Source organism: Kitasatospora sp. NPDC051164 (genome assembly GCF_044455625.1).
In the GTDB taxonomy this organism is placed as follows: Bacteria; Actinomycetota; Actinomycetes; order Streptomycetales; family Streptomycetaceae; genus Kitasatospora.
On record NZ_JBITFB010000013.1, the window covers coordinates 133,581 to 148,938 of the forward strand.

General features: G+C 75.2%; 12 protein-coding genes and 1 pseudogene. 7 read left to right on the top strand and 6 right to left on the bottom strand.

The annotated features are described in order from the left end of the window. Positions 1-80: 80 nt before the first annotated feature. Together ACIBEC_RS20740 and ACIBEC_RS20745 are read right to left on the bottom strand one after the other, a co-directional pair. Complete coding sequence (locus ACIBEC_RS20740) at positions 81-539, bottom strand: ATP-binding protein (protein WP_396288247.1); 459 nt, start codon at positions 537-539, stop codon at positions 81-83. An 11-nt stretch (positions 540-550) separates the two neighbouring features. Further along, positions 551-991 carry an STAS domain-containing protein gene (locus tag ACIBEC_RS20745; RefSeq protein ID WP_360501444.1) on the bottom strand — a complete coding sequence of 147 codons (441 nt, stop codon included), beginning with the start codon at positions 989-991 and terminating at the stop codon, positions 551-553. A 366-nt stretch (positions 992-1,357) separates the two neighbouring features. Between ACIBEC_RS20745 and ACIBEC_RS20750 the strand changes: the two genes are divergently transcribed. The 3 genes from ACIBEC_RS20750 (at position 1,358) to ACIBEC_RS20760 (ending at position 4,112) form a co-directional block, all read left to right on the top strand. Further along, a complete protein-coding gene (locus ACIBEC_RS20750; protein WP_360501441.1) occupies positions 1,358-2,035 on the top strand; it encodes a phosphoribosyltransferase in 678 nt (225 codons plus the stop codon). A 76-nt stretch (positions 2,036-2,111) separates the two neighbouring features. Further along, positions 2,112-2,714 (top strand): GNAT family N-acetyltransferase, encoded by a 603-nt coding sequence (locus tag ACIBEC_RS20755; RefSeq protein WP_360501439.1) that lies wholly within the window; start codon positions 2,112-2,114, stop codon positions 2,712-2,714. A gap of 495 nt (positions 2,715-3,209) precedes the next feature. After that, positions 3,210-4,112 carry a S1 family peptidase gene (locus ACIBEC_RS20760; protein ID WP_360501436.1) on the top strand — a complete coding sequence of 301 codons (903 nt, stop codon included), beginning with the start codon at positions 3,210-3,212 and terminating at the stop codon, positions 4,110-4,112. A gap of 130 nt (positions 4,113-4,242) precedes the next feature. Here ACIBEC_RS20760 and ACIBEC_RS20765 read toward each other — a convergent pair whose 3' ends face one another. Then, positions 4,243-7,464, bottom strand: coding sequence for a cytochrome P450 (locus ACIBEC_RS20765; RefSeq protein ID WP_360501434.1), 3,222 nt, complete (start codon positions 7,462-7,464; stop codon positions 4,243-4,245). Positions 7,465-7,633: 169 nt separating this feature from the next. Between ACIBEC_RS20765 and ACIBEC_RS20770 the strand changes: the two genes are divergently transcribed. Continuing rightward, positions 7,634-8,302, top strand: a complete 669-nt coding sequence (locus ACIBEC_RS20770; protein WP_360501430.1) for a LuxR C-terminal-related transcriptional regulator — start codon at positions 7,634-7,636, stop codon at positions 8,300-8,302. Positions 8,303-8,483: 181 nt separating this feature from the next. Here the strand turns inward: ACIBEC_RS20770 and ACIBEC_RS20775 are convergent, their stop codons facing one another. From ACIBEC_RS20775 to ACIBEC_RS20785, 3 genes and pseudogenes are all read right to left on the bottom strand, one after another. Then, complete coding sequence (locus ACIBEC_RS20775) at positions 8,484-10,007, bottom strand: helix-turn-helix domain-containing protein (protein WP_360501427.1); 1,524 nt, start codon at positions 10,005-10,007, stop codon at positions 8,484-8,486. A gap of 235 nt (positions 10,008-10,242) precedes the next feature. Continuing rightward, positions 10,243-11,406 (bottom strand): annotated as a pseudogene (locus ACIBEC_RS20780) (xanthine dehydrogenase family protein molybdopterin-binding subunit); the annotation flags it as partial. 56 nt (positions 11,407-11,462) lie between these two features. Continuing rightward, positions 11,463-12,272 carry an SAM-dependent methyltransferase gene (locus ACIBEC_RS20785; protein WP_360501424.1) on the bottom strand — a complete coding sequence of 270 codons (810 nt, stop codon included), beginning with the start codon at positions 12,270-12,272 and terminating at the stop codon, positions 11,463-11,465. Between ACIBEC_RS20785 and ACIBEC_RS20790 the strand changes: the two genes are divergently transcribed. The 3 genes from ACIBEC_RS20790 to ACIBEC_RS20800 all read left to right on the top strand — a co-directional run bounded on the left by ACIBEC_RS20790 (position 12,271) and on the right by ACIBEC_RS20800 (position 15,322). Beyond that, on the top strand, positions 12,271-12,738 hold the full coding sequence (locus ACIBEC_RS20790; RefSeq protein ID WP_360501421.1) for a helix-turn-helix domain-containing protein: 468 nt from the start codon (positions 12,271-12,273) through the stop codon (positions 12,736-12,738). The two genes, ACIBEC_RS20785 and ACIBEC_RS20790, sit on opposite strands and share 2 nt — an antisense overlap. A gap of 131 nt (positions 12,739-12,869) precedes the next feature. Further along, a complete protein-coding gene (locus ACIBEC_RS20795; RefSeq protein ID WP_360501418.1) occupies positions 12,870-13,565 on the top strand; it encodes a hypothetical protein in 696 nt (231 codons plus the stop codon). A gap of 293 nt (positions 13,566-13,858) precedes the next feature. Further along, the gene (locus tag ACIBEC_RS20800) at positions 13,859-15,322 is read left to right on the top strand and encodes an NAD(P)/FAD-dependent oxidoreductase (RefSeq protein WP_360501416.1); all 1,464 of its coding nucleotides are present in this window, start codon (positions 13,859-13,861) and stop codon (positions 15,320-15,322) included. Positions 15,323-15,358 lie beyond the last annotated feature (36 nt).

Here is a 15,358-nt window from a genome sequence, read left to right on the forward strand (position 1 = left end):
TCCCGTTCGGGCCGAAGGAAACACCCGTGGCCGCGGACGGGGCGGACGGGAGGGACAGCTGCGGCGCCGAGGGGCAGCCGTCAGCCCCGGACGGAGCCGACGGGCGGGCCCGCCACCTCCAGCCAGACCAGCTTCCCGCCGCCCTCCGGCTCCGAGCCCCAGGACCGGGAGAGCCGGTCCACCACCCGCAGCCCGTGCCCGCCCGGCCGACCCGGGTCGGCGTACGGGCGCAGCCTCGGCGGCACCGGACTCGCGTCCGCGACCTCGACCCGCAGCCGCTCGCCGTCCCAGCGCAACCGCAGCTCACGCGGGCCGCCGGGGGCGTGCAGACAGGCGTTGGTGACCAGCTCGGAGACCATCAGCAGGACGTCCTCGACCACCAACTGCCGCTCCTCGTCGGCGGTCGGCAGCCAGTGCCAGGACCGCAGCACCTGCCGGCTGAACGCACGGCTGCGCTGCACCGCACCGGCGCTGCCCGCGAGCATCAGTCGCCGGATCTGCTCCGGTCCGGGCAGTTCGCCGTCGCCGAGCCGGTCCACGGCCGCCCTCCTCATGTCCGCTCGGGCGGAGCGGCGGGCCCGGCGGTGCCCCGCGGCGCCTTGGTCGCCGAACCGAGGTCGGGGTGGATCCGCAGCACGGTGTCGGCCCCGGTGACCGCGAGGAGCCGCGCCACGACGGGGCTCGGGCCGGCCAGCTCCAGCCGCAGCCCGGCCGCCTGCGCGTCCAGGTGCGCGCGGAGCAGGACGTTCAGGCCGGTCGAGTCGCAGAACCGCAGGTCGGTGAAGTCGATCACGATCCGTTCGACGCCGTGCGGCGGCGGCGCGGCGAGCGCGGCGCGCAGCGCATCGGCCGTGTCGTGGTCCAGTTCTCCGGCCACGGTGACGACCCGTACCGGGCCCTCGTCGGCCACCGCGACGCGCAGGTCGCCGAACGCGTGGTCTCCGGCGGGCTCACAGGGTTTCTCGGATGGCCCCTCGGATGGCCGTGGCATGGCTCGCTCCCGGTCGGGTCGGGACGGCGGTGCGCCGTCGGGACCATCATCGCGCGCGCCCTGGCGGGCCGCGCGGACGGCCGTCCCCGGACCCGGCCGCCGCCCGGCGACGGCCGGAAGCGCTGTCCGTCGGACGTCCACGACCCGCGTCTGCCCCGGCTCGCCGTGGCCACACCGGCAGAACCGCCGAGGCCGGACGTCAGGGAACCGCGGGGCCGGACGTCAGGGATTCCCGGGGCCGGACGTCAGAGCGTGCCGTGGCGGGGAAGCCGCCCCCGTGGCGGGGCCGGTGCCGCACGCACACGGCCGCCACCGCGAGAACCCCGAGAGGGCACGCGGGAGAACCCCGAGGAGGACGAGCCGCCCGTGAGATTCCTCGACCGCAGCACCGCCGGGCACCAGCTCGCCCAACGGCTCGCCCCGCTCCTCGACGGCCGGTCCCGTCACCGGGTGGTGGTCCTGGGCCTCGCCCCCGGCGGGCTGCCGGTGGCCGCGGAGGTCGCCGAGGCCCTGGACGCCCCGCTCGACGCCGCAGTGGTCCGGCCGCTGGTCGTCCCCGGCTGCGACCACCCGATCGGCGCGATCGCCGACCGCGACCCGCCGCTGTTCGACCGGTACACCCTGACGATCCTCGGTGTCACCGCGGCGCAGCTCGGCGCGAGCGTCCAGCGCGAGCGCGTCGAGGTGCACCGTCGCGAGTCGCTGTACCGCCAGGGCCGGTCCCGGCACCCCCTGCACGGGCGGACCGCGGTCCTGGTCTTCGACGGCCTGACGGACGCGCTCACCGCCCGCGCCGCCGTCCACGCCGTCGCCGCCGAACACCCGGACCGGCTGATCCTCGCGGCGCCGGTCGGCGACGCCCGGATCGCGGCCGACCTGCGGCGGGACGTGGACGAGCTGGTCTGCCTCCCCCTGCCCCGCTACGCGCACGCCGCCGGCCCCTGGTACGACGAGTTCCACGACGTCACCGACCGCGAGGCCGCCGTCCTGCTGCGGCGGCACGCCGTGTCCGTCCTCCCCGGGTCCGTCGGCGAACGGACCTGAGGAGGCCTCACCGCCGCCCGGCCGCCGTGCCCCGGTCCATTTGCCCGATGAGACGGATGCGGACCATCCTCTGTCCATGGAACGCACGGAACGCACGGAGTCCCCGGCACCCCCGGAATGCCCCCGGCACGTCATCGACCTGGGTGAGGTGACGCTGCGCCGCTTCGCCGGCGAGGCCGACTTCCCCGAGTTCTTCGCGGTCATCGAGGAGTCGGTGGAGCACCTGCGGCCGTGGATGCCGTGGGTGGCCGAGCACAGCCGCGCCAAGACCACCGAGTACCTGGCCACCCGGGCGGAGCGCTGGGCGAGCGGGCAGGACTTCGCCTACGCGATCGTGCTGGACGGCGCCATCGTCGGCGCCTGCGGGTTGTACCGGCGCGACGACGCCCCGGACGACGGCCTCGAGATCGGCTACTGGCTCCACCCCGCCGCCATCGGGCGCGGTCTGGCCTCCCGGGCCGCGGCGGCCCTGGTCGACCAGGCCTTCGGCCTCCCCGGGGTCGAGTGCGTCGACATCGTCCACGACCCGGGCAACCGGGCCAGCGGCGCGATCCCGGCCCGCCTCGGCTTCACCGTGCACCTGCGTCGCCCCTCCGAGGCGATCGCTCCGGCCGAGACCGGCGAGGAGCAGGTGTGGCGGCTCACCCGCGAGCAGGCCGCCGCGAACGCCCGGCGGTGACCCGTTCGGTGATCCGAGCAGTGACCCGAGCGGTGGCCCCGGCGGTCCGCCGTCGTGGGGGAAACGTGCGGACCGCCGGGCGCGTCCGGCCGGACGGGACGATCCGGCGGCGCGGCGGGAACGGACGCGGTGGAGGCCGCGCCTCCGCGCGGAGCGCCCCATCTCGAACTCCGCAGCCCCGCCGCGGACCTCACCCGCGGCATCGTGCGTCCGTTCCCGTGCCTGGGAGACCCCACCGGGCCGCAGCGATAACACTTTCATCGGATCGCCCCGCACGGCGCTGAATTGACGGACAGTCATACCGGCTGCGGAATCCGCCGACACCCGGTCAGGAAGCTTGTACCGAACCGTCCGTTTCCTGATACTTCCGGTCAGCGCCTGTCAGGGGCAGATCATCCGTCGTGCTACCGGACAGCACAGCCGGAGCCCGCCCACCGTCTGACCGCGCCTCCCGGCCCCCAACCCCCCAGGGGCCGTACTCCCAGGAGGAGATCGGTGAGGACCAAGCGCGGGACCCCCCGCACCGGCACCACTCGACGCCGTACCCGCCTGCTCGCCGTGGCCCTCGGCCTGCTGACCGCCACCGCGGTCGCCGTGCCGGGCGCCGCGGCGGCCCCCACCCACACCGCCCCCACCCGCACCGCCGAACCCGGACAGCTCGCGGCCGTCAGCGACGCCGTCCTGCACGCCGAGGTCGACGGCACCGCGTGGTACGTCGACGAGGCCGCCGGACGCGTCGTGGTGACCGCCGACAGCACCGTGTCCACGGAAGCGCTCGACCGGATCACCCAGGCGTCCGGCGGCGACGCGTCCGTCCTGACCGTCCGCCGCGTCCCCGGCACCCTCGCCCCGCTGCTCGCCGCCGGCGACGCCATCTACGGCGGCCAGTACCGCTGCTCGCTCGGCTTCAACGTGGCGGACGCCGGCGCCCACTACTTCCTCACCGCCGGGCACTGCGGGAACGTCGCCCCCCAGTGGTACACGGACGCCGCCCGCACGACGTCGGTCGGAGCCACCGTCGCCTCGACCTTCCCGAGCCATGACTACGCGCTGGTCCGCTACGACAACTCTGCCCTGAGCCACCCCGGCGGCTTCACCTCCGCGCCGAACGCGTTCGTCGGCGAGGCGGTCAAGCGCACCGGCTCGACGACCGGCACGCACGGCGGCAAGGTCACCGGGCTCAACGCCACCGTGCGCTACAGCGGCGGCGGCACCGTGCGCGGCCTGATCCAGACCGACGTGTGCGCCGAGCCCGGCGACTCCGGCGGCCCGCTCTACGACGGCGCCAAGGCGCTCGGCATCACCTCGGGCGGCAGCGGCGACTGCACGGTGGGCGGCACGACCTTCTTCCAGCCGGTCAACGCGGCGCTCGCCGCGTACGGGGTCAACGTGTACTGATCCCCGAGACCCTGAGCCGTCGAGACCCTGAGCCGTCCGGACCCTGCCGTCCGGACCCTGAGCCGACGAACCGACCAGCCGCCGGCCCCGTTGCGCGCAGCAGCGGGGCCGGCGGCCGCGTCCGGCCCGGTCAGCCCGCGTACACGTCCTCGACGTACCGCCCGGCCTCGATCAGTCCCTGCAGCCAGGCCTGCGCCCGCTGCTCGTCGGCCCCCGGCGTCCGCTCCCGGTACAGCTCCCGGAAGGCCGCCCGGACGCCCGGCGCCATCCGCCCGCCGTCGCCGCACACGTACACCTCGGCGCCCGCCGCGAGCAGCTCCCAGACCTCGGTGGCCTCCGCCGCGAGGCGGTCCTGCACGAAGCGCCGCCCGTCCTGCGGCCGCTCGCTGAAGGCGGGCCGCATCGAGACCGCGCCGGCCCGGTCGGCCGCCTCCAGCTCGGCCCGGTGCAGGTAGTCCGCTTCGGCGGCGTCGCAGCCGAAGTACAGCAGGGCGGGGGCGAGTTCGGCCCCGTCGGCGAGCAGCGCGCGGCGGTCGGCGACGGCGCCCCGGAAGGGTGCCAGGCCGGTGCCGGCCGCGATCATGATCACCGGGGTGCGGTGGCCGATCCGGAACGCCTCCCGGCAGGGCTGGACCCGGGCGAGCACGGTGTCGCCGACCGCGAGCCGGGCGAGGTGGCCGGAGCCGGTGCCCCGGAAGGTGCCCCGCCCGGAGCGGGCCGGGGCGCTGAGCACGGAGACCATCAGGTCCACCTCGCCCGCGCCGCCGGTCGGCGAGGAGGAGATCGAGTAGTGCCGGGGCCGGATCGGCGGCAGCAGCTCCAGCAGCACCGGCCAGGTCAGGCTCCCCTGCAAGGCCGGGTGGTCCTCGATCAGGTCCAGCAGGGTGCGCGGGTCGTCCTCGGGCAGCGCGCGCAGCGCGGCCTGCTCGGGCGGGCAGGGGTTGCGGGCGGCCAGCGCGGCGCGCTGCTCGGCGGTCGGGCGGTCCTGCAACTCGACGTGGTGGGTGAGCAGGTCGCGCACCGTCAGCGGGCGGTCGAGGGCCAGGCCGGTGCGCCGGTGGGCCACGATGTTGAGCACGGTCTGCGGGTCGGCGCCGAACAGCTTGGCCGCGCGCTCGACCAGGGCCGAGTCGTTGGCCGGGAGCACCGTGAGGTGGTCGGCGGTCCGGTAGCCGGCGCCCTCGGGCAGGGCCAGCCGGACCAGGCGCTTGACCCGGGGGTAGCCGGGGTCGGTCAGGCTGTCGACGGCGGTGACGGTCAGCTCGGTCATGTCGTGCCGGGCGGCCAGCGCGGCCAGCGGACCGCCGGCCACCTCGGTCACCGTGTACGCGGCCTCCTGCCACGGCGCGGCCGGGGCGTCGGCGTCCCCGTACCGCTCCAGCAGGGCGACGCGCAGCGCCTCGGTGAACTGCCGCACGGTGCCGGCCAGGTCGCCGGAGGCGTCGGCCTCGGCGCGGGCGAGCAGCCGGGTGCCGCCGAGGGCGGCGAGCCGGTCGTCGATCAGGACGGGGACGCGCTGGTAGGTGGCGGCGTAGGTGCGGTCGCCGATGCCGAGCACCGCGTACTCCACGCCGTCCGCAGCGCCGTCCTCCTGGAGGCGGCGGACGAAGAGGGCCGCGTCGTCCGTCGGCTGCCCGTTGTACGAGGCGGCCGTGATCACCACCGGACGGTCGGTGGGCAGCCCGTCCGCGTACGCGTCCAGCGGGGCGATCGCGGTGTCGCAGCCGAGGTCGGCGGCGGCCTCCGCGAGCTGCCGGCTGAACTCGCGGCAGGCGCCGTAGTTGGAGCCGTGCAGGAGCAGCAGCCCGGTGCCCTGGCGGACCCGGCCGGGGCGCTCGGCGGCGGCGCCGGTCCGCGGGTCCGCGCCGGTGGCCGGCTCGGCGGCCGGGGGGACGGGCGTGCGCCGGGCGAGGCCGAGGGTGAACTCGTCGGGCTTGATGGTGAGCGTCTGCTTGATGGTCAGCCGGTAGTCGGCGTGGTCGATCAGCCGGTAGCGGTGGACCAGCATGCCGAGCAGCATGGTGGCCTCGTGCAGTGCGAACTGCCGTCCGATGCAGGCGCGTTCGCCGGTGCCGAAGGGCTTGAAGGCGTGCGGGGAGCGGGCCGCCTCGGGCTCGGTGTCGAACCGGGACGGGTCGAACAGCTCCGGGTTGTCGCCCCACGCGGAGTCGCGGTGCAGCATCGGAGTCGACACGAAGACCGTCTCCCCGGCGCGCAGCGGGATCCGTCCGCCGAGCAGGGTGTCCTCGCGCGCCTCGCGGCTGAAGGCGGGCGCGGTGGGCCACAGCCGCAGCGCCTCGTTGAGCACCTGCCGGGTGTACCGCAGGCGTCCGACGTCCTCGTACGAGGGCTCCGGGTCGGCCTGGTCGCCCCAGAGGGCGTCCACCTCGCGCTGCACCTCGCGCAGCACGGCCGGGTGCTTGACCAGGTAGTACATCGCGAAGGACAGCGCGCCCGAGGTGGTCTCGTGGCCGGCGATCAGAAAGGTGATCACCTGGTTGCGGATGTTCTCGGCGTCCAGCCGGGTGCCGTCGGAGGGACGCACCGCGCCGAGCATCAGGCCGAGCAGGTCCTCGGCCGGGCCCTGCTCGTCCTCCCCGGCGCGGGCGGCGATCACCTCGTCGACGACGTCGGCCAGGTAGTCGGCGTCGGCCCGGAAGGCCGCGTCGCGCTCGCTGTGGTCCAGCTCCGGGTCTCGGGTGAGCTGGGTCATCGCCCACTCCAGGCAGCGCACCATCGCGTCGACGAACGGGTGCGGTTCGTCCCGCTCGAAGGAGCCGAAGTCGAAGCCGAAGCCGGCCAGCCCGATGGTGTCCAGCGTCATCCGGGTCATGTCGCCGGGCACGTCCACGGGCAGCGCGGCGGCCTCCCGGCGGTCCCAGGAGTCGATCACCCGGCGGGCCACCCGCAGCATCACCGGGTGGTAGGTGCGCATCGAGCCGAGCGCGAAGGCGGGCATCAGGATGTCGTGCGCCCGGGCCCAGTTGGGCTCGTCGTTGAACGCGGTGAACAGGCCGTCGCCGGTGAACTGGCGGACGTTGACCAGGCCCGGGCCGATCGACTTGGTGAACCGGGTCTCGTCGGCCAGCTCCTCGACCAGCTCCAGGCCGCTGACCACCAGGGTGTCCCGGCCGTGCAGCCGCTGGACGAAGGCCGGGCCGTGCGCTCTGGCCAGCTCCATGGTCCGCAGCATCGGGGCGGCGATCGGCGGCGCCGACGAGATGTCCACCAGGGGGACGGCCGGGGTCTCGCCCGCGGCTCCGCTCCCGGCTCCGTCCCGGGTCTCGGCCCCGGCTTCGGCCGTCGCCCCGTCGCTTGCCCCGTTCCTCGTCTCGGTCATCATCTCGGTCATGGTGGGTCCCTCCCGCAGCGGAAAAGTTCGGCTCTCCCACTCTGTGCCCACCGGGAGGGAGGACCGGCCGTGATCACTACATGATTGTGTAGTACCCGGAGCGTCCGCGGGCTTGCCTACGAACCGTCAGCTCCGGATGCGCGGATGCCACGGGGAGGGGAGGCCGGAGATGCAACCGACCGAGGACTGCGGTCCGGTACCGGGGAGCCCGCAGAACGCGGCGGTGATCTGGCGCAACCGGGCGTTGCGCCTGCTCGACCACGTGCCGATGCCGATCGCGGTGGTCGAGTTCGGCGGCCGGGTCCTGATCGTCAACCGCGCGATGGCGGCCGAGTTCGGCCTGCTGCCGGGGCAGTTGCGCGAGCGGAAGATCCTGGAGTTCTTCACCCTCCAGGACAGCGACACGCTGCAGGCGCTCGCCGAGGCGGTCCGGCTGCACCGCCGCTCGCGGTACCCGGCCCGGGTCTCCTGGACGCCCGCGGACGGCGGCGAACGGCACGGCGAGATGACCGTCGACCTGGTCGGCGACACCCCGGAACAGACCCCGAACCTGCTGCTCTCCCTGCGGACCGTCGAGGCACCCCGGGAGGTGCCGCCGCCGGGCCCGCAGGTCGAGGTCAGCCCGGTCGAGGCCCGGATCCTCGCCGCGGCCGCCCGGGGCGCCACCACCGCGCAGATCGCCCGGGAGATCGGCCTCACCGCGGACGGCGTCAACTACCACCTCGCCCGGCTCTCCCGGCGCTGGCGGGTGCCCAACCGCACCGCCCTGGTCGCCCGCGCCTACGCCACCGGCGTGCTGGCCGCCGACACCTGGCCCCCCGAGCCCGCGGCCTGGTGAGAGCCCGGCGACGGGCGCCGAAACGCCCCGAACGGGTGACGGCGAGCTTCGGCCCGGCTACGCCTGGGCAGCCGCCCCGGGCGGACGGAGCGCTTCGAGGAGGAGGACGGCTTGCGCCAGGGCGAGGGCCGGACCAGCGGCGACCGGGCGGAGGCGGGCCGGGCGGGCCGGGCCTGCGGCGTCAGGCGGGTGTGCAGCGCAGCGCCGCCCACAGGTCGAGCCGGTCCTCCAGCTTCAGCAGGCTGCGGCCGGTGAGCTCCTCGATCCGCTTCATCCTGTAGTGCACGGTGTTGACGTGGAGGTGGAGTGCCTCGGCCGTCCTGGACCAGGAGGCGCTGTGCCGGAGGAAGGCGTCCAGGGTGTCCAGCAGGGAGACGGTGTTGGTCCGGTCGTGCTCGATCAGCGGCGCGAGGAGCCGGCGGCGGAAGTCCGCGGTGATCTCGGCGGGGACGCCCCGGAGCAGCGTTTCGAGGGAGGTGATCCGCGCGCAGCGGCCGACCGTCCCGGGCGGCTCGACGTGGAGCGCGTAGCGGGCCTGGACGAGCGCGGTCCTGAGGGCCCCGGCGGCCGGTTCGACGGTGGAGCCGATGCCCAGGCGCAGGCGCCGTCGGCCGGTCAGTCCGGCTTCCAGGCGGGGGAGGACGCGCTGCAGGGTCTCCGCGATCCGGGCTTCCGGGGCCGGGGACAGGGCCGCCGCGCCGCCCCGGCCGTCGGGGGCGGCGACGAAGGGGGCGGACAGTTCATGGAGGGCCTCGGCGAGGGCGGCGGCCGTCCAGGTCGCGGGGGCGCCGTCGATCCGCGCGGCGACCGGGGTCAGGCTCTGGTGCGGGGGCAGGCCGGAGAGGGCGAGCGCGCGTTCGGCCTCGGTGTCGGCGCCGGAGTCGAGCAGTTCGATCAGCCGGGTGCCGGTCTGCCGCTGGGCGGTGGCGGTGGCCCGGTCGCGGGTGGCGAGCGGGGTGAGCAGTTCGGCCAGGCCGTGCAGCATGGCGGTGGCGGTGGGGCCGGGTTCGGTGTGGGGCTGCAGCAGCCAGCCGTCGAAGGGTGACTCGCCGGGCGGGCCGACCGGGACGGGCGTGGCCGCGGCTCGGGCTGCGGTTCGCGATGCGGAGGGCGCCGAGGAGTGCGCAGAGGAGTGCGCAGAGGAGTGCTCCGAGGAGGCCAGCACCCGGCCGGAGCCCGTGGTCAGGGAGCAGCCGGGCAGTCCGAGGTCGGTCACGGCCCGCTCCAGGAGGTCGTCCAGGGAGGCCTCGGTGCGGAGGAGCTGGGTCAGGGCGTGCCGGGCGGCGGCCGGGAGGGCCGCCTGCCCCTCGGCGTGCGCCTGCAGGTCGCCCCACAGGCGCAGGTAGACGCGGTCGGTGACGGAGCGGAAGCCGGTTCCGGCCGGGACCGACAGCAGGGGTACGCCGTGCCGGCGGCAAGCCTCGACCAGTTCCGGCGGGACGGTGCCGTGGGTGCCCTCGCCGGCGAGGAGCGCGGCGACCTCGGCGGTGCGCAGCGAGTTGGCGAAGCGCATCGCCGCCTGGCTCTCGTCCGGCCGCCACCAGACCAGTCCGGAGAGGACCAGTTCGCCGCGCTGCAGGTAGCGCGCCGGGTCCTGCAGGTCGGTGGAGGTCACGCCGGTCACCTCGCGGTCGAGTTGGTGGGGGCTCGCCCAGGCGACCTCGATGTGGAGGTCGTCCAGCTCCAGGAGGTCTCCGACGATCATGTTGTTGCTCCTTGTGCGCCATGTGCGACGTGGGGGTCTCGCACATGCGATGGCTGACGCGTATCAGGCATCGTAAACACAAGGGGTAGGGTGCGGTTTTCCTCTTGTGTGATCACCTGATGGCGAGGGGTGCGGAGGGGGCCGTGGTCCGGCGGTCCCGACAGTGGACCGCCGCCCGGACTGCCCCGGGCCGCCTCCCGGGCCACGTCCCGGACCGTCCCGGGCCGCCTCCCGCTCACGGCGCCGCGGGCCGCCGGCGGTGCTCGTCAAGGGCCCGCCAGACCTTGTCCCGCAGGAACGGCGCCTCGGTGAAGCGGATCCCGGTGGCGTCCCGCAGGGCGTTGGCGAAGGCCGGCGGCACCGGGTTGAACGGGCTCTCCGACATCGACTTGGCACCCAAGGGCCCGATGGCGTCCGAGGTCTGCGAGAAGTGCACCTCGGTGCGCGGCACGTCCGCGAAGGCGGGCAGCCGGTAGCGGCGGAACGCCGCCGTACTGACCTCGCCGCGGTCGTCGACCAGGACCTGCTCGAACAGCGTCGCGCCGAGGGCCTGGGCGACGCCGCCCTCGACCTGGCCGCGACACTGCAGCGGGTTCATCACCTTGCCGGCGTCGGCACCGTGGACGCTGCGCAGGATCCGGATCTCACCGGTGTCCGGGTCCACCGCGATCCGGAACCACTGGGAGTTGAACGCCACCGAGCGCGGTGAGCCGCCGAAGTGGCCGTCGGCACTGAGCTCCACGCCCTGCCCGCGAGCCGCCTCGAAGACCTCCTTGAGCGCGACCGCCCGCCCGTCGCACTCGACCGCGTCGGCGGTGAGCCGCAGCTGGCCGCGCGGAGTGCGGGCGTACTCCGCGGTGAAGGAGAGGATCCGCTCGGCGAGCGCGTCGGCGGCCTTCATCACGGCCTTGCCCGCGACGACGGTCCCGGCGGAGCCGAAGGCGCCGGTGTCGTGCTTCACCACGTCGGTGTCGGACTGCCGGATCGAGATCCGGTCGAGCGTGGTGCCGAGGGCTCCGGCGGTGATCTGTTGGTGCACGGTGGTGGTGCCGTTGCCGAACTCCGCGGTGCCCACCGCGATGTCGTACGTGCCGTCCTCCAGCAGTTTCACCGTCGCGTCGGCGATGTGGCCGCCGGGCGGGCCGCAGGCGATGGCCGCCATGGCGAAGCCCTGGCCGACCAGCCAGCCCTCGGGGGCGAGTTCGGCGCTGGTGTCGTGCGCGAGGGCGTTGCGGACCACCTGGAGGCACTGGTCGAGTCCGTAGGAGGCGATGTGGAGGTCCTCCTCCTCGCCGAGCGGGCCCTCCATGTGCTCGCCGGGGCCGATGACGTTCCTCTCCCGGAGCACCAGCGGGTCGAGGCCCAGCCGCCGGGCGAGTTCGTCCATCGCCGACGCCACTGGTCCGGGCCCTGCGGCGGGTCGGGAGCAGCGGGCGGGGCCGGCCGGGCGCGGGCTCAGCCGTCCGTGCGTCGGACGGCCTCGATGAAGCCCCTGGTGGAGGGCCCGGAGAGTGGGCGGCCGTAGCGTTCCCCGACCTGGTCCAGGGGGGTGAGTGCGGTGGTCCAGCCATGCCGGTCGAGCCAGCCGTGGGTGTCGGGGCCGAGGCCGCCGCGCCACAGGTCGGTGATGTGGGCGAGGGACGGCTCGTGCGGTGCGGCGCTGACGTCCCCGCCCTTCTCCGTCAGCAGGCGGCTGCCGGGGGCGGCCAGGCCGGCGACCGCCGTGAGCAGTCCGGCGGCCTCCTCGGGCGTGAGGTAGACCAGCAGGCCCTCCGCCAGCCAGGCCGAGCGGCGCGACGGGTCGAACCCGGCCTCGACCAGCCGGGCGGGCCAGTGCGGGTCCAGCAGGTCGGCGGACAGGGTGGTGCGCTCGCTCCTCGGCGCGGCACCGAGCCCGTCGAGGACCTGTTCCTTGAAGGCCAGCACCGGGGCCAGGTCGAGTTCGAACACCCGGGTGCCGGCGGGCCAGTCCAGCCGGTAGGCGCGGGTGTCGAGGCCCGCCGCGAGCAGCACGACCTGGTCGGCTTCGGCGGCGAGGAGGCGGTCGTCGTAGTGGCGGGTGCGCAGGATGCCGTGCGCGACCAGGGCCCTGGCGAGGCCGCTGCCCTGGCCGGCTGCGGGCAGCGGCAGCGCGGCGGCCGTGACGAAGGCGGCGGCGTACGGGTCGACGAAGAGCGGGTCGGGGCGGGCGCTCTCGTAGGCCCGCACCCGGGCGACGGACAGGGAGGTGCGGGACACCGGGCTCAGCGGTTCGGAGGTCGTCATGCCCGCAATGTACATCGCCACCGATGCATCGGTGAAGATGTATTATGACGGCATGGACGGCGTGCAACTCCTCAGACTCGGCAAGCGGTTGACCGAGCTCGGCCGCGCGATGATCACCGACCCGGCCTCCGCGCACCTCACCGCCGGCGAGATCGCCGTGATCTCCGACGTGTACCGCCACCCCGCCACCTCCGTCCAGGAGATCCGGGTCCGCACCGGCTTCGCCCAGAGCCACGTCTCCGTCTCCGTCGCCCGGCTGCGCGAGGCCGGCCTACTCGACGCCGCCGCCGACCCGGCCGACGGGCGGCGCACCCTGCTGACCGTCTCCGAGCGCGCCCGGACCGCCATCCGCGCCCGCGTCGCGCAGCCCGCCGAGCCGGTCATCTCGAAGGCCGTCCCGGACCCGGACCAGGCCCGCCGGGTCACCGAACTGCTCGACGAACTCGCGGGCCTCCTGCTGCGCTGACCAGCGGACCCGGCCGGATTTCCACAACTGCGCTACAAGGAGCCCGGTCTGCTTTCCCGTCAGCCGTCTCCCTGGAATCATCCCCACTGGGCATCGGGGAGGTGCCCGGGACGCGATCGATGGGGGTTGCGATGAACGCTCGGATCAAGGACGCGCGGCCGCCCGGCCGGCCCCGAGTCCTGGCGGCGGTCGGCCGCACGCTGGCCCGGGGCCTGCTCCTACTGGCGGGCCTGGCCACCGTCTTCGTCGCCTTCAGCTGGTTCGTGGGCGGCTACCGCTCGGTGGACGCCTACCTCGCCGCCCCGGACTGCGGAACGGCGGCGGCCGCGCCCGGCGCGGCCTGCGTACGCCACGAGACGGGCAAGGTCACGGCGGGGAAGGTCGACAACAGCGGCGACTCCACCAGCTATGAGCTGACCGTGGCCCGGGAAACGGCGCGCAGCCACACCTTCGACGTCGGCGAGGCCTTCTACGACGAGGTCGCCATCGGCACGGACGTGGACCTGAAGATCTGGAACGGCCGGGCGGTCGAGGTCTCCTGGCACGGGCACCGCGCCTCGGTACCCGACATCCCCTGGCTGACCTGCCTCAAGGTGGCCCTCCTGGTCGGAGCGGGGACGGCCCTGACCCTGTACGGCCTGGCCTGGCCAAGCGCGAGCGCCCAGGCGGTACCGCCGGCCACCGCCCTCGGGATGGCCTTCGTCTCCCTCCTCGGCAGCTTCACCCTCTGCCTCGCCCAGTGGCCCCTCGTCGTCACCCTGGCCCTCCCCATCCTCGCCTGGCTGCTCTTCACCGCCGTCACCACGGTGGTCGCCCTCGAGGACTGACCCTCCGATCCCGACCGGACCTTGACCCCGCTCCGGTCACGTCCGGGTCCGCGAGCGACTCACCAGGTCATCGCCGGCGAGCCGGCTACCCGGGGGCGTGCCCTCGGGAACGGGCGGGCGGCGAGGGCGGCCTCGATTTCGGCCTGGAACGGCGGCGGGAGCGGGGCCGGCCGCCCCGGTCCCCTACCGTGGGAGGAGACGGCCCCTACCGTGGGAGGCCATGGCCGACGTCCGGAACGCCGCGGCCCGCGGACGGCCCCGGGCAAGCTCGGGCCGGGAAGGGACGGTGACCGGTGGGTCCCTTGGAGGCGCGGCAGCCCAGGCACCCCGTCACCGAGGCCGTCGTCGTCGGCTCCGGTCCCAACGGCCTGGCCGCCGCCCTCACGCTCGCCGTGCACGGGCTCGCGGTCACCGTGCTGGAAGCCGCCGAGGAGATCGGCGGCGGCGCCCGCAGCGGCGAGACCACCCTGCCCGGCCTGCTGCACGACCACTGCTCGGCGGTGCACCCCTTCGGCGTGGCCTCCGCACTGCTGCGCTCCCCCGACCTCGCCCGGCACGGCCTGCACTGGGCCTGGCCCGACGTGGACCTGGCACACCCCCTGGACGACGGGGACGCGGCCGTGGCCCTGCGCTCGGTCCGGGACAGCGCCCGCGCGCTCGGCGCCGACGCCGAGGCCTGGCTGCGGGTGTTCACCCGGCCGAGCGAGCACTTCGACGCCCTCGCCGACGACGCCCTGCGCCCGCTCCTGCGGGTACCCCGACACCCGCTGCTGCTCGCCGACTTCGGGCGCCGAGCCGTGCAACCCGCCACCGTGCTCGCCCGGCGCTGGCGCACCGACCGGGCCCGGGCCCTGTTCGCCGGGGCGGCCGCCCACGCCTTCCAGCCCCTCGAACGCCCGCTGACCTCCGCCGTCGGCCTGCTCCTCCTCGCCGCCGCCCACCACCGCGGCTGGCCCGTCGCCCGAGGCGGCTCCGGCCGGATCACCGCCGCCCTCGCGGCCCGACTCACCGAACTCGGCGGACACCTCGAAACCGGGCACCCGGTGCGCTCCCTCGCCGAACTGCCGCCGACCGGTCTCGTCCTGCTGGACGTCGCCCCCGGCGCGGCAGCGGACATCTGCGGCGACCGACTGCCCCCACGCGTACGGCGCGCCTACCGGCGCTGGCGGCACGGGCCGGCCGCCTTCCGGATGGACTTCGCCGTGGCCGACGGCATCCCGTGGCGCCACGAGGACTGCCGCCGGGCCGGCACCGTCCACCTCGGCGGCACCCTGGAGGAAATCGCCCACGCCGAACGGGAGATTGCCCACGGCCGGATGCCCGAACGCCCCTTCGTCCTCGTCGCCCAGCAGTACCTCGCCGACCCCGGCCGCTCACGCGGCGACACCCACCCCGTGTACGCCTACGCCCACGTGCCGCACGGCTACGACGGAGACGCCTCCAGGCAGATCCTGGCCCAACTCGAACGCTTCGCCCCCGGCTTCCGGGACCGCGTGCTCGCCACCACCATCACCCCGGCGTGCCGACTGCCGCGCCACAACGCCAACCTCGTCGGCGGCGACATCAGCACCGGCGCCAACACCCCGCTCCAGACCGTCCTGCGCCCACGCCCCGCCCTCGACCCGTACGCCACCGGCATCCCCGGCGTCTACCTCTGCTCCGCCGCCACCCCACCCGGCGCCGGCGTCCACGGCCTGTGCGGCATCCACGCGGCCCGGTCCGCCCTAGGGCACGCGGGGATCACGGCGGCCGGCTGATCAGTCGGCCGCCCGGAGAGCGGGCGACGGGTCGTC

Excerpts from the sequence above, each read along its gene's own strand:
- ACIBEC_RS20795 (WP_360501418.1), top strand. The coding sequence starts at position 12,870 with ATGAACGCTCGGATCAAGGACGCGCGGCCGCCCGGCCGGCCCCGAGTC.
- ACIBEC_RS20755 (WP_360501439.1), top strand. The coding sequence starts at position 2,112 with ATGGAACGCACGGAACGCACGGAGTCCCCGGCACCCCCGGAATGCCCC.
- ACIBEC_RS20775 (WP_360501427.1), bottom strand. The coding sequence starts at position 10,007 with ATGATCGTCGGAGACCTCCTGGAGCTGGACGACCTCCACATCGAGGTC.
- ACIBEC_RS20745 (WP_360501444.1), bottom strand. The coding sequence starts at position 991 with ATGCCACGGCCATCCGAGGGGCCATCCGAGAAACCCTGTGAGCCCGCC.
- ACIBEC_RS20790 (WP_360501421.1), top strand. The coding sequence starts at position 12,271 with ATGCCCGCAATGTACATCGCCACCGATGCATCGGTGAAGATGTATTAT.
- ACIBEC_RS20770 (WP_360501430.1), top strand. The coding sequence starts at position 7,634 with ATGCAACCGACCGAGGACTGCGGTCCGGTACCGGGGAGCCCGCAGAAC.
- ACIBEC_RS20765 (WP_360501434.1), bottom strand. The coding sequence starts at position 7,464 with ATGACCGAGATGATGACCGAGACGAGGAACGGGGCAAGCGACGGGGCG.
- ACIBEC_RS20785 (WP_360501424.1), bottom strand. The coding sequence starts at position 12,272 with ATGACGACCTCCGAACCGCTGAGCCCGGTGTCCCGCACCTCCCTGTCC.